This window comes from Nonomuraea sp. NPDC004186, assembly GCF_053603495.1.
This window is the reverse complement of sequence record NZ_JBSGFQ010000012.1, coordinates 16267-28935: the sequence shown is the minus strand read 5'-3', so window position 1 is coordinate 28935 and position 12669 is coordinate 16267. Positions and strand designations below refer to the sequence as shown.

The following is a 12669-nucleotide window of genomic DNA, read 5'->3' as shown; positions in this document are numbered from 1 at the left end:
CTTACCGCAGGAAACCCTCGTAGTTGCGCTGCTGGAGCTGGGACTCGATCTGCTTGACGGTGTCCAGCCCGACCCCGACCATGATCAGCACGCTCGTCCCGCCGAACGGGAAGTTCTGCTGCGTACCCGGATCCCGGAGGATCGCGAACGCCACCAGCGGCAGCAGCGCCAGCACCCCCAGGTAGAGCGCCCCGGGCGCGGTCAGCCGGGAGAGCACGTACGCCAGGTATCGCGCCGTGGGCCCGCCCGGCCGGATCCCGGGAACGAATCCCCCGTAGCGCCGCATGTTGTCCGCCACCTCCACGGGGTTGAAGGTGATCGACACGTAGAAGTAGGCGAAGGCGACGATGAGCAGCACGTACACGCTCATGTAGAGGGGATGCGTCCCCGAGGTCAGGTTGAGCTCCACCCACGTCCGCGCCGAGTCCCCCAGCAGCGGCGCAGCCAGCGTCGGCAGGTACAGCAGCGAGGAGGTGAAGATCACCGGCACGATCCCCGCCTGGTTCACCTTCATCGGGATGTAGGTGTTGGTGCCCCCGTACATCCGCCGCCCCACCATCCGCTTCGCGTACTGCACCGGGACCCTCCGCTGCGCCTGCTCCACGAACACCACGGCCGCCACCAGGCACAGCCCGGCCGCCGTCATCACCACGAAGCTCACCGGGCTCATCACGAAGATCTTCGCCATGTATCCCGGGAAGACGGCCACGACCTGCGTGAACATCAGGATGGACATGCCGTTCCCGATGCCCCGGTCCGTGACCAGCTCGCCGAGCCACATGACCACGCAGGCCCCGGCCACCATGGTCAGCACGATCACGGCCACGGGCAGCAGCCCCTCGTCGCGCAGCAGCGGCTTCGCGCACCCGGGCAGGAGCTGCCGGGAGCGGGCGAGCGCGACGATCGTCCCGGCGTTCAGCACGGCGAGCCCGACGGTCAGGTAGCGCGTGTACTGGGTGATCTTCGCCTGGCCCCGCTGCCCTTCCTTCCTGAGGGCCTCCAGCCTGGGCACCGTCACGGCGAAGAGCTGCATGATGATGCTGGCCGTGATGTACGGCATGACGCCCAGCGCGAACACCGACAGCTGCAGCATCGCGCCCCCGCTGAGCATCTGCACCATGTCGAACAGCCCGCCCCTGGCCGACCCCACGCACTCCCGTACGGCCACCACGTCCACCCCCGGGGAGGGCATGAGCTGCCCGAGGCGGAACAACGCGATCAGTCCCAGCGTGAACAGCAGCTTCTTACGCAGCTCCGGCACCCGGAACGCCCTGGTCAAGACGGTCAGCATGGTCAAGGAGTCTGACCTGGGCGGCGCCCGGGGTCGTCCGCCGAGACGAGGCACCCGCGTACGCAAATCCGCGTAGGCGGGCGTCAGGACGGCAAGGCGGTCAGGACGGCACGCGGTAGTCGTCGTCGCGGGCGTCCAGGATCGCCATGTGCCCCGGCAGGTGGCCGATCGCGTACTCGACGCCGCTGGCCATGACCGCCGCCTGCGGCGTCACCCCGCACGCCCAGAACAGCGGCACCTCCCCCTCCCGCACCTCGACCGGATCGCCGAAGTCCGGCCGGGCCAGATCGTGGATCCCGATCCCCGCGGGGTCCCCGACGTGCACCGGCGCCCCGTGCACCAGCGGATACTGCCCGCTCACCTCGATCGCGGTCTTCACCAGCTCGCCCGGCACCGGCCGCATCGACACGACCAGCGGCCCCGACAGGCTCCCGGCCGCCGTGCAGGCCACGTTCGTGACGTACATCGGCACGTTCGTCCCCAGCTCCAGGTGCCGCACCGGCACCCCGGCCGCGAGCAGCGCCCGCTCGAAGGTGAAGCTGCACCCGATGAGGAACGGCACCAGGTCGTCCCGCCACCGCTCCACCACGTCGCCGAGGTCCGCGACCGGCTCGCCGTCGCGGTAGAGCCGGTATCCGGGCAGGTCGGTACGGAGGTCGCCGGGGAACAGCGGCGTGGACCAGGCGCCCGGCTCCCCTACGTCCAGGACGGGGCACGCCTGCGGGTTGAGGTGGGCGAACAGCAGCAGCTCGTACCGCAGCCGCCGGGGCACGGCGATCAGGTTGGCCTGCGTCCATCCCAGGCACCACCCCGCCGTGGGCACGCGCTCGCCGGCGCGGAAGCGCTCCCGCGCCTGCGCCGGGCTGAGATCGGCGACGTCCACACCCCCGACAGTACGCCCGCGTGACAGGTCCGCGTGATGCCGGGCGTTTCCGGGGTAGCGGGCCTGCCGTGCGTCTCGACGTGAACCTCCTCGACTACGTGCTCATCGCCATCTACTTCGCCACCGTGCTCGCCATCGGGTTAGCCGCCCGCAAACGGATCAGCTCCAGCCTCGACTTCTTCCTCGCGGGGCGCGGCCTGCCCGCGTGGATCACCGGGCTCGCGTTCGTCTCGGCCAACCTGGGCGCGATCGAGATCCTCGGCATGGCGGCCAACGGCGTGCAGTACGGCGCCATGACCGTGCACTACTACTGGATCGGCGCCGTGCCGGCCATGGTGTTCCTCGGCATCGTGATGATGCCCTTCTACTACCGCTCCAAGGTCCGCAGCGTCCCCGAGTTCCTGCGCAAGCGCTTCAACGGCGCCACGCAGCTGCTGAACGCGATCACGTTCGCGGTCGCGCAGATCCTCATCGCGGGCGTGAACCTCTACGCGCTCGCCCTGGTCATGGAGGCGCTGCTGGGCTGGCCGCTGCCGGTCTCGGTGGTGGTCTCGGCGGTGATCGTGCTGGCGTACATCACGCTCGGCGGGCTCTCCTCGGCGATCTACAACGAGGTGCTGCAGTTCTTCGTGATCCTCGCCGGGCTGATCCCGCTGACCGTGCTCGGGCTGATCAAGGTGGGCGGCTTCTCGGGGCTGGCGGACAAGGTACGGCAGAGCCCGCTCGGCGAGGGCGGCCTGCACACGTGGGCGGGCACGGCGGGCGACAACCCGATGCACGCGCACTGGATCGGGATCGTGTTCGGCCTCGGGTTCGTGCTGTCCTTCGGGTACTGGACCACGAACTTCGCCGAGGTGCAGCGGGCGCTGTCGGCCAGGAACACGAACGCGGCCCGGCTCACGCCGATCATCGCCGCGTACCCGAAGCTGTTCATCCCGCTGGTGACGGTGCTGCCGGGGATGATCGCGCTGGTGCTGTTCAGCGGCTGGGGGCAGGGGCAGGCGTACAACAACGCGATCCCGATGCTCATGCGGGACCTGCTGCCGAACGGCGTGCTCGGGGTCGCGGTGACCGGGCTGCTGGCCTCGTTCATGGCGGGGATGGCGGCCAACATCAGCGGGTTCAACACGGTGTTCACCAACGACATCTGGCAGTCGCACCTGCGGCCGGACCGCGACGACGGCTACTACGTGCGGGTGGGCCGGATCGCGACCGTCGCGGGCGTGGCGCTGGGCGTCGGGACGGCGTTCATCGCGGCCGGCTACTCCAACATCATGAACTACCTGCAGGCCCTCTTCTCGTTCTTCAACGCGCCGCTGTTCGCGACGTTCATCGTCGGGCTCTTCTGGCGGCGGATGACGCCGTGGGCCGGCTTCTGGGGACTGCTCGCCGGCACGCTGGCGGCCTTCGCGTCGTACATCGCGTTCAAGGCCGGGATCGTGGACTTCGGCACCGAGCTGAACGCCAGCTTCTGGGGCGCGGGCCTGGCGTTCGTCGTGGACGTGATCGTGTCCGTGGCGGTCACGCTGGTCACCACGCCCAAGCCCGCCGAGGAGCTGCGCGGGCTCGTGTACGGGCTCAACGCCACCGACCTGGAGGACGACGCGCTCGCGGGCGACGCGCGCTGGTACCGCTCGCCGGTGCTGCTCGGCACGGGCGCCCTCGTCCTGGCCGTTGTGATGTACGGGGTGATCCTGTGAGTGACATTCGGATGGTGATCGGCGGGTTGTTCCTGGTGTACGGGGTGATCCTCGTGGTCGCAGGGGCGCTCGGGAGCGCGATCAACCTGTGGACCGGCCTCGCCATGGCCGTCTTCGGCGGCGCGTTCGTGGCCTGGGCCCGAGCCAGACGCCTCTGACCGCCCCTCCGGGCCCCGGCCCTGACCGGCACCTTTCGCTTTCGCGGCCCCGGGCCCGGCAGCACTGACCAGCACCTTTCGCAGCCCCGGCCCGGCAGCACTGACCGGCACCTTTCGCAGCCCCGGCCGACGGCCCTGACCGGCACCTTTCATGGCACCGGTCCGGGCCAGACGGCCCTGACCGGCTCGGTTCGCCCGTTCATCGCAGGCCTTACCCGTCGCAGGCCCTACGCGCCGCGATCACATCGCCGACATCTCGTCCAGGCAGCGCGCGATCAGCACCCCGGGTGGACCGGGTGGACCGGGTGGACCGCTCATACGCGCACCGGGGACGGCCGACGATGCCTCAGCACCCTCAGACCCTCAGTACTCGACCTCGAACGTATGAGCCCCAAGGGCGTACCCGTCCTGCCTGGGCACCACGTACCCATGCTCGATCAGGTGCTTGAGGCTCTCGCGCACCTGCTCCTCGGTCAGCCCGCACGCCCGCACCAACGCGGCCGGTACCGCCATGCCGTGCTCCACCGCCAGGGACGCCACCGCCTCGTAGACGTAGACGTCGACGTCCGACAGAGCCTGCACATCGTGGGCCTCGATCATGATCGCTGTCTCGCCCCCTCCCTCAGCCGGTTCGGGTCGACCTCACGGTCCGGGTTGCGGCGAAGGTACTCGGATTCCAGTTCGTTCATCCGGGACGTGTGCACCGCCAGAGCGTCGTCCGACCCGTGGAAGAAGGTGTCGCTCCGGGTGGCGTGCAGTTGCCGCAGCTCGCGGACCAGATCCTCGTCGCTGAGCTGCGCCGGATCTATTCCCATCGTCGTCATGGGCTCCCCCTACCCCAGAGACCCTCGACAATATCTGTCACATTTCCTGACATATGGGCATTGTTTGTAAGAGATCGCCGCCTTACCGTCCCCTTATGGACCTCGAGCTCAGGCACCTCAGGATCGTCCGTGCGGTCGCGGACGCGGGAAGTGTGAGCAAGGCCGCATCCCAGCTCGGGCTGGCCCAGCCGGCCCTGACCGCCCAGCTCAAGCGCATCGAGCGGGTGCTCGGCGGCACGCTGTTCGAGCGCGACAGGCATGGCGCGCGACCCACCAGGCTGGGCGAGCTCGTGCTCTCCAGGGCACGAGTACTGCTTCCCGCGGCGCAGGAGCTGCAGGAGGAAGCCGTACGTTTCGCCGCCGCCCCCTCCCCCGGATTCCGCATCGGCGCCACCAACGGCCCCATACTGGGCGGCCTGGTCGACCGGCTCGCCGCGGAAGGGGCGGTCAGCACGTACACCTCCTGGTCGGCCCACGAGCTGACCAGCATGGTCGAGCTCGGCCGCCTCGACTACGTGCTGACCGGCGCCTGCGGCGACTCCGGCACCCCCACCGGCGCGCTCATGTGGGAGACGATCAGCCTCGACCCCGTGTTCTGCCTGGTCGGCGAGGACCATCCGGCCGCCAAGGAGAAGGAGGTGGAGCTCGCCGACCTCGCCGGCGAACAGTGGGCGGTGACACCCGGCGACGGTTGCTTCGCCGACTGCTTCGCCACGGCGTGCGCGCGAGCGGGGTTCACCCCGGGCACGATCTACGAGACCGACGTGTCAACCTGCACCCACCTCGCCCAGGTCGGCCGCGCGGTCGTGCTCTGCCAGGCCACCCACCAGGCCGCCCAGGGCCTGACCATGGTGCCGTTCGCCGGCGCGCCACTGCGCTGGCGCCAACTCCTCGGCCACCACCCCACCGCCCCCAAAGCGGACTGGGTGGTGGCACAGGCCAAACAAGCCCACCTGGACGCCGTACGCCGCAGTCCCGTCTACCACGACTGGCTGGTCCGCAACCCCAGCTACGGCACCGCCCCATAAGCCCCGCCCCGTAAATCAGCGCCCCCGCCCCGAAGACCACCATCTACCCCGGACACCACCCCCACCCCTTGAACCCAAACACCACCTCGGGGAGGGCACCCCACCCTCCCCCGCACACCACCCCACCTCAGGCGATGCTGTACCCCCGCCTCGGCCGCCACTCGAACGGCGCGTCAACCAACTCCTCCAACGGAGTCCCATCCAGCAGACTCTGCAGCACCCACCGATTAGCGAAATGCAACACCACGAGCACCAGACCCCTGCCACTCATCCATCATGCCCCGCAGAAACCCCGCCATCTCCGCCACGACCTACCGATAGCTCTGCCCACCCGGCCACGGCATATCGATATGCCTACTCCGCAACGCCGCCACCTCACCGACCGGCCGCCCGTTGCAGACCCCGTAATCGCACTCCCCGAGCCGCCGATCGAGCCTGATCTCCTTGCCGCCGCCCGCAAAGGCGATCTCCGCCGTCCGCACAACCCGCCCCAGGTCGGAGGCATAAACGACGTCCACCGCCGTCCACCGCGCCCCCAGCTCCACAGCCAGATCCCGCCCCCACGCGGACAACTCCCCGGGTAACCACCCGGTGGCGATGCCCGTCTCGTCGTCCACGGCGATGGAGTGAGTCTCGTAACCCAGCGTCACGGCCACACCCAGACGCTACCGCCCCATCAATCCCTTACGACTCCGCTGGTAGCGAAGACCCCGAATATGATCGACCGAGGCTCCAACAACACTGCCGGGCATGGAATGATATCCGCGGAGACTCGTCTCCCGTTCGGCCGGACGCCACGACCGCATCCGATGCTCTAGCCTTAGCATGCGCAGGGGCTCGGCACGGTCTTCCGACGTCCCACCGCACGTCACACAACTTAATCCAGGGGCGGTAGCTCAGCCGGTCAGAGCATCGGACTCATAATCCGTGGGTCGTGGGTTCAAGTCCCACCCGCCCTACTCTTTCTCTTAGGCGTTGACCTGCAGTTCCCTTGATCACGCCGAATCCGTAGGTCGGTCATGGCCCCGAGGGGAGACCGAAGGGAGACCGGCAGTCTGGGATGCCTCCTGTGGGTGCCAACAACTCGGCCGCCCTAAGCGACCTGCGCGTACTCGTGGATCAGCCCGCCGAGGCGGTCACGTCGAATGACCTTGATATCGCCCTCGGCCGGATCGGGAAGGGCCCGCAGCGGAGCGGCTTGGCTCAGGGAGCGATGTGGGCGATGCGCATTGAAGTGGATCTCGTAGGCAGCCAGCACGCGTCGTAAATGGCGGGCGTTGACAATAAGGATCCGATCGAGAAGTTCTCTGCGCAAGCCGCCGATCCAGCGTTCGGCGAACGCGTTGGCCCGCGGAGCCCGAGGCGGACTCTTGAGAATGCGGATGCCTGCGGCCGTGAAGACTTCGTCGAACGCCGCGGTGAACCTGGTATCCCGATCGCGGATGAGGAACCTGAACCCCTGCGCCCTGTTCCCCAGCTCGATCATCAGGTTCCTGGCCTGCTGCGCAGCCCACGGCCCGGTCGGATGCCCGGTGACACCGAGAACGTGCACACGGCGGGTGCTGATCTCCATGACGACCAGGCCATATAGGCGCTTGAACAGCACGGTGTCGCAGTGGAAGAAGTCGCACGCCAAGATCCCTTCAGCTTGAGCACGCAGGAACTCACCCCAGGTCGGTCCTGCGCGTCGCGGCGCTGGGTCGATGCCGGCCTTCTTCAAGATGAGCCACACTGTGGAGGCCCCGACCCGGTACCCCGAAGCGGCGAGTTCTCCGGCGATCCGCCGGTAACCCCACAGCGGATTCTCCCGGGCCAGACGAAGCACCAAGGTCCGGATGGAGGCGCGGGTGGGAGGCCGCCCCTGGCTGCGGCGTTTGAAGGTCCAGCGCCGCCGTACCAGGTCGGCGTGCCAACGCAGCAGCGTCCCCGGCGTCACGAACAACCGTCGACGACCGGCCGGAGACAGCAGCCGCGCCAGCGCGCTGATCACCGCCCGATCCGCCCACGACGGCCGAGGCCTTGCCACCTGCCGACGCAACACCGCGAGCTGATGACGCAAGACGAGGTGAGTAGCCGGGGGGAGTTTCACCCCCCGGCTCTCTCAGAACCGGACGTGAACCTCGCAGCTCATCCGGCTCCCATTGCCCAGCCATCAGGACGTGCGCCGAAGCGCCAGTGCGCGAACAGTGCGCCTGCCGACAATTCCATCCACGCAGCTCAAGCGGCATATGAGTACTCGTGGAGGACGCCGCCGAGCCGGTCTCGTCGGCGGACATTCAGGTCGATGATTCGCTCTGGGTCCGTAATCGGATCGGGGACGGTGCGCAGCGGGGCTGCTTGGTTCAGGGCTTGATGTGCTCGGTGCTGGTTGTAGAAGTGTTCATATTCGCGCAGGGCGTGCCGCAGGTGGTGTTCGTTCCAGATCAGGCAGCGATCGAGCAGCTCGTGACGGCACGACTGCACCCACCGCTCCATGATCGAGTTCATCCGCGGCATCCGGATACCGGTGAGCACCGTCTTGATGCCGGCCTCGGCGAGCACCTCGTCCATGAGGGCAGGGAACTTTCCATCCCGATCGCGGAGCAGAAAGCGCGCCCGACAGCCCGCATCGTCCAGATCCATCACCAGATTCCTAATCGCTTGGATGACCCAGCTGGGGCTCGGGTGTGCGGTGGTGCCGAGCACACGGACCCGCCTGGTGGCGTGCTCGATCACCGCCAGGATGTACTGGCGTTGCCCGTTGAGGGTGATGGTCTCGATGAAGTCGCAGGCCAGCATGGCGTCGGCTTGCGAGCGCAGGAAGTCGGCCCACGTGGTGGCCGCCCGCTCGGGCACCGGATCAAGACCTTCCCGCTTGAGGATCTCCCACACCGTGGACGGCGCGACCTTGATACCGAGTGTGGCGAGCTCACCATGCACCCGCCGATAGCCCCAGCCGGGGTTCTCTCGCACCAAGCGCAGGATGAGGGCGCGAATAGAGCGGACGATGGGTGGGCGGCCAGGCCGCTTCGGCCGGCAGGTACGGGCATGACGACGTCGCATGAAATCGCGGTGCCAGCGGAGAACCGTGTCCGGACGGATGAGGAGCCGCAGCTGGCACAGGACCTCGCGCGGCAGCGACGTCAGAAGCGCGGCAAGGAAGGCTCGGTCCTCGGGCGCGAATCTCACTCTCGTGTCGGCGCCGAGGTGGCGTTCAAGGACGGTGATCTGGTGACGCAGAGCAAGTATCTCCACGTCCTTGTCCCGATCGCCCATGGGCAGCAACCGCAGCGCGGCGAACGTGTTCGTGACGGTCAGGTAGGCCAGGCGAAGCAGCACAGCGGATCATCCTGCCGTACGCGCTTCCGTCTCCCGGGTGACCAGAGCTCGCGAACGCCACGCGAAGCCCTCGCAGAGTCATGACCTGGGTGGACGTAATTATCGGCAGGCGCAGAGTCGGTGGGATGGCGGTCCCGGTCGCTTTTCCGGCCCTCAGGGGCTTCAAGTTCAGCGGCGGTCCAGGGTCATGAGCCGCTTGTGGGCGTTGGTCTTGATCTCGTCGTCCGCACCTTCCAGGAGGGCGGTGGCACGGGCGATCTCCTCGGTCATGGTGCGGCCGGGGCGGCGCGGTGCGATGTGGTCGAGGTAGTCGGTGATGGTGCGCTCGGCGGCGTACGCAGTCCTGCTCAGGCGCTCGGTCTCAGCCCGGTACATGGTGGCGAGTTGGTCACTGCGGCGGGTGGCAGCATTGCGGGTACGCAGCGGAGCGTCGTCCTTGACCGGCCACAGGTCACCGATGAGCTTCTCGAAGTCGCGCATGGCGATCTCGGTCTGCGCAAGCAAGGGTCTCCTCAGCCGCCCACTCCGCGTAGTACTCGACCGCCAGCCCGAGCATGACGACGACCAGTTTCTACGCCCGGCAAAGACCGTCCAGGAGAGCCTGCTGCTCCGCAGTTCTGAGGCGTACGACACGGTCTCATCTCATCTGTACGCGAAGCTGCCGCACTGCCGCGGCTGCTCCTGTATCTGAGCGACGCGGTGCGCCGATGGCCGGCCACTTGGGAGCGGAAGAGCGGCCGACCCCGAGCGTCGGCCGGATAGCCCTTCTCTTTCGAGCGCTTGACCATAATCCAGGCGCCCGATCTACTATGGCCGGGTCCCCACCCCACATGAGTTCGCGCCTGCGTGCGCGGGATTTGGAGGCGGGGAATGTTCCCTGAGCCGATCTGCATCTACGAGCACCACAGCGATGGCATCGAAGTCAGCGACTGGCAGCCCGAGCATCGGCAGCTGCGTGTGATCGAGACGCAGTATCCGACGCCGTCGTACCGCTATGACACCGTCCAGGCGTCGGTGCACGTGACGTGCCGTCGTCATCGCTGGAGCGGCCGCGTCAGCGTGAATGCCGACTGGCGGCCGCCGGGCTTCGCTGCCTGAGCGTGCGGGGCCTGCAGCAGCGGGCTGCAGGCCCTGCTACAGATCATGAGAGCAGTGCGGGCAGACTGCCGAGTCACGAGGCGTAGAGCGGCGAAATCCGATAACGTCCCAAAATGTGGACAATAAGGAATTAGACGCAATCACCGACGAGGTGATGGCGCTCCTCGCGGGCGTGCCAGATGTCCCGCCGCTCAACCCTGAAGAGCCCCGATACCAGGACATCCGGCGGCTCCTGCGCAGCTTCGCCGAAACGGTGACGTGCCTCCCTGGAGTTGAAGAGAGCGTCATGCGCCTGCTTCCACCCCAGCCTCTGCCACCCTTCGAATCGATCACCGAGTGGCCGCCCATTGGTGTCTTGGTCACAAAGAACGCTGCAGCAGGGGCACAGTTCGACCCCAAGCGCGCGAAGCTCGTCGTCTTCCTCCTGCTCATATCAATCAATTTGGTCCTAATGAAGGATCAGCCCGAGTTTGCCGCTGCCCTGGATCTGCTGATTGGCGGGGTTACCGTCTCCGGCCATGCCGCCAGAGCGGTCGAGCGGGCTGTGGAGAAGCGGGCGCGGGATCGAGGCTGAGGACGCACGGAGGCTCTCGACCAGGACTGATCCTCGGAAGTCGTGCGAGCAGTGCGGGCAGCAAGGTGAATCCGCTCGCTCGGGCGCCGGTTGGGACGTTGTGGTCACAAACCTTCGAGCGGGGCTCGTCGGAGCTCCTTGCCAATCGCAAGCTGCGCCGTCTGAAAGGCGTCGCGTGAAGTCTCTGCGTTGCAGGTCATTTCGCCAAGCGTGGCGCTGTCCACGAGCACGTGCGTGGTTCGAATGAATGCGCCTAGCGCTTCGCGGACGGCATCGGATCGGCAGCGCTCGCGGCGCACTGTGAACTCACTGATCAGCTGGTTCTGGCGTTCCATGAGATCGAATGGCATCTGGCTCTTGGCGTCTGGCCGCCCTTCGAGGCGCACCCTGTTCTCCGCCAAGATGCGGGCGTTCAACGTTGCCAGGTCCAGGAGCGATTGCTGCAGCAGATGTAGATTCTCCCGGTCCTCCTGATACAACTGGACGCGCAGAGCGTCCTTGCGTGCCTCTGACTCTCGCCGCTGAGCTCGGCGATCCGTGAGCGTCTGTCCTACCATGGTGAGCACTCCGCCGAGGATGACTCCGCCTGCCGGCAGTAGGGCGAGTAGTACTGGATCGACCTGGACAGCGCTCGCCATTGTTGCCATCACATACATCGCGTTCTCCTACGACACCCAAACCCTGTGCGTTTCCATCTTGCAGATCTCCTCGGCCGCGACCTACAGGTCGTGCGCCCTCATCTGAGCATGAGCGCCAGCGTGCCCAGTAGCCCCGGCGCGCTGACGACGGCGATCACCGTGCACAGGCGGAGGGTGGTCCCCCACGTCTTGATCGCGGTCCTGACGGTGGTCCAGTACCCGGCGATCGGGCCTCTCCCCTCGTGTCGTTGAGGAAAGCGTTTCGCGAGCCGTCGTAGGTCGGCGGGTAGGCCTGTGGGGACGTTCGGTATATGTCATGCCGGGCATCACTGATCCCCGACGTAGCGGTAGACGCGTACGCCGTCATCGTCCACCGAGGCTGTGGACTGGTAGGTAGGGCAGCGTACGGGCGCGAGCGAGTCGAAGGAGGGGCTGTCGAGCGTGAACCAGGGCGTCACCGGAGACATTCGCCAGAGCGCGGGCCACTCCCGCACGAAGGTGACCCGCAGCCCGTCGTGTGGGCCACCGACCAGCCTGCCCACGTTGGGCTGGACATCGTGGAGCTGGTCGAGCCTCACAGCGTGCCCTCCTTCATGATCTCGCCGTCGCGGTCGATCACCCGCCAGGCGCCGGGCGCCAGGTCCCCGCGCAGCACGACTGGTACACCGAACATCGCGCCGGCAAGTGGCGGCGGTGTCCAGCCGACCGGCCGCCACGCGTCCTCGGACGGCGCGCCCTCGGGCTGAGCGGTAGCCTTCAGCCAGTTGAACATGCTCTGGCCCACGTCCATGCGGGCCACCCGGGGCGGCTCGGGCAGGTGCTGGGTCAGTCCTTGCAGGTGGGCGAGGATGTCGCTCACGGCTGTCACCATTCGCGGAGCGCGTCCATGCGCGCCCTGGCCACGTCTTCGGCCAGCCGGCGGTACTGGTCGACAGGGACCGACTCCACGTTGACGACCTGCCGGAGCATCGTCGTCGTGGCTCGTCTCGGGCACACATCGCACATCGTGATGCCGCCGATCATCCGCCGGGCTACGTCGTCGCCCCACGGCCCGTCGAGCCGCAGATGCCCGCATTCCAGAGTCAGCCGCCAGATCATGGCATCCACTCCTTTCGCTACTCGCGGTGGCTGGCGTACGACAGGCCGGGCGCTTCCCG

General features: G+C 67.5%; 17 protein-coding genes and 1 tRNA gene. 6 read left to right on the top strand and 12 right to left on the bottom strand.

Annotation, left to right across the window (positions count from 1 at the left end; genetic code table 11):
* Position 1: 1 nt before the first annotated feature.
* Positions 2–1291 carry a preprotein translocase subunit SecY gene (gene secY, locus ACWEPL_RS12485; protein WP_452436119.1) on the bottom strand — a complete coding sequence of 430 codons (1290 nt, stop codon included), beginning with the start codon at positions 1289–1291 and terminating at the stop codon, positions 2–4.
* A gap of 100 nt (positions 1292–1391) precedes the next feature.
* Positions 1392–2174, bottom strand: coding sequence for a putative hydro-lyase (locus tag ACWEPL_RS12480; RefSeq protein WP_452436118.1), 783 nt, complete (start codon positions 2172–2174; stop codon positions 1392–1394).
* 68 nt (positions 2175–2242) lie between these two features.
* Here ACWEPL_RS12480 and ACWEPL_RS12475 point away from each other — a divergent pair, with 68 nt between their 5' ends.
* Together ACWEPL_RS12475 and ACWEPL_RS12470 are read left to right on the top strand one after the other, a co-directional pair.
* A complete protein-coding gene (locus ACWEPL_RS12475; RefSeq protein ID WP_355206434.1) occupies positions 2243–3874 on the top strand; it encodes a sodium:solute symporter family protein in 1632 nt (543 codons plus the stop codon).
* Positions 3871–4032: a hypothetical protein gene (locus ACWEPL_RS12470; protein ID WP_363963164.1), complete on the top strand. Its 162-nt coding sequence runs from the start codon at positions 3871–3873 to the stop codon at positions 4030–4032. Before ACWEPL_RS12475 ends, ACWEPL_RS12470 begins: the two co-directional genes overlap by 4 nt.
* Before the next feature lie 363 nt (positions 4033–4395).
* On the opposite strand, the gene ACWEPL_RS12465 is transcribed toward ACWEPL_RS12470, so the two are convergent.
* Together ACWEPL_RS12465 and ACWEPL_RS12460 are read right to left on the bottom strand one after the other, a co-directional pair.
* Positions 4396–4632: a hypothetical protein gene (locus tag ACWEPL_RS12465; RefSeq protein ID WP_363963162.1), complete on the bottom strand. Its 237-nt coding sequence runs from the start codon at positions 4630–4632 to the stop codon at positions 4396–4398.
* Positions 4629–4856: a DUF6158 family protein gene (locus ACWEPL_RS12460; protein ID WP_350741535.1), complete on the bottom strand. Its 228-nt coding sequence runs from the start codon at positions 4854–4856 to the stop codon at positions 4629–4631. The genes ACWEPL_RS12465 and ACWEPL_RS12460 overlap by 4 nt, the downstream gene beginning before the upstream one ends.
* Before the next feature lie 95 nt (positions 4857–4951).
* Between ACWEPL_RS12460 and ACWEPL_RS12455 the strand changes: the two genes are divergently transcribed.
* A complete protein-coding gene (locus ACWEPL_RS12455; RefSeq protein ID WP_363963160.1) occupies positions 4952–5884 on the top strand; it encodes a LysR family transcriptional regulator in 933 nt (310 codons plus the stop codon).
* 311 nt (positions 5885–6195) lie between these two features.
* Here ACWEPL_RS12455 and ACWEPL_RS12450 read toward each other — a convergent pair whose 3' ends face one another.
* Positions 6196–6540: a histidine phosphatase family protein gene (locus ACWEPL_RS12450; protein ID WP_452436117.1), complete on the bottom strand. Its 345-nt coding sequence runs from the start codon at positions 6538–6540 to the stop codon at positions 6196–6198.
* Between the two features lie 229 nt (positions 6541–6769).
* Between ACWEPL_RS12450 and ACWEPL_RS12445 the strand changes: the two genes are divergently transcribed.
* Positions 6770–6843 (top strand) — tRNA-Ile (locus tag ACWEPL_RS12445).
* Between the two features lie 134 nt (positions 6844–6977).
* Here the strand turns inward: ACWEPL_RS12445 and ACWEPL_RS12440 are convergent.
* From ACWEPL_RS12440 to ACWEPL_RS12430, 3 genes are all read right to left on the bottom strand, one after another.
* On the bottom strand, positions 6978–7874 hold the full coding sequence (locus tag ACWEPL_RS12440) for an integrase core domain-containing protein (protein WP_452436116.1): 897 nt from the start codon (positions 7872–7874) through the stop codon (positions 6978–6980).
* Positions 7875–8101: 227 nt separating this feature from the next.
* On the bottom strand, positions 8102–9202 hold the full coding sequence (locus ACWEPL_RS12435) for an integrase core domain-containing protein (protein WP_452436115.1): 1101 nt from the start codon (positions 9200–9202) through the stop codon (positions 8102–8104).
* A 168-nt stretch (positions 9203–9370) separates the two neighbouring features.
* Positions 9371–9706 (bottom strand): DUF932 domain-containing protein, encoded by a 336-nt coding sequence (locus ACWEPL_RS12430; protein ID WP_452436114.1) that lies wholly within the window; start codon positions 9704–9706, stop codon positions 9371–9373.
* A gap of 366 nt (positions 9707–10072) precedes the next feature.
* Here ACWEPL_RS12430 and ACWEPL_RS12425 point away from each other — a divergent pair, with 366 nt between their 5' ends.
* Positions 10073–10300, top strand: coding sequence for a hypothetical protein (locus ACWEPL_RS12425; protein ID WP_452436113.1), 228 nt, complete (start codon positions 10073–10075; stop codon positions 10298–10300).
* Positions 10301–10415: 115 nt separating this feature from the next.
* Positions 10416–10874, top strand: a complete 459-nt coding sequence (locus ACWEPL_RS12420; RefSeq protein ID WP_452436112.1) for a hypothetical protein — start codon at positions 10416–10418, stop codon at positions 10872–10874.
* A gap of 104 nt (positions 10875–10978) precedes the next feature.
* On the opposite strand, the gene ACWEPL_RS12415 is transcribed toward ACWEPL_RS12420, so the two are convergent.
* The 4 genes from ACWEPL_RS12415 to ACWEPL_RS12400 form a co-directional block, all read right to left on the bottom strand.
* Positions 10979–11530 carry a hypothetical protein gene (locus ACWEPL_RS12415; protein ID WP_452436111.1) on the bottom strand — a complete coding sequence of 184 codons (552 nt, stop codon included), beginning with the start codon at positions 11528–11530 and terminating at the stop codon, positions 10979–10981.
* Positions 11531–11838: 308 nt separating this feature from the next.
* A complete protein-coding gene (locus tag ACWEPL_RS12410; RefSeq protein ID WP_452436110.1) occupies positions 11839–12090 on the bottom strand; it encodes a hypothetical protein in 252 nt (83 codons plus the stop codon).
* Complete coding sequence (locus ACWEPL_RS12405) at positions 12087–12371, bottom strand: hypothetical protein (RefSeq protein WP_452436109.1); 285 nt, start codon at positions 12369–12371, stop codon at positions 12087–12089. The genes ACWEPL_RS12410 and ACWEPL_RS12405 overlap by 4 nt, the downstream gene beginning before the upstream one ends.
* Before the next feature lie 5 nt (positions 12372–12376).
* On the bottom strand, positions 12377–12610 hold the full coding sequence (locus ACWEPL_RS12400) for a hypothetical protein (RefSeq protein ID WP_452436108.1): 234 nt from the start codon (positions 12608–12610) through the stop codon (positions 12377–12379).
* Positions 12611–12669 lie beyond the last annotated feature (59 nt).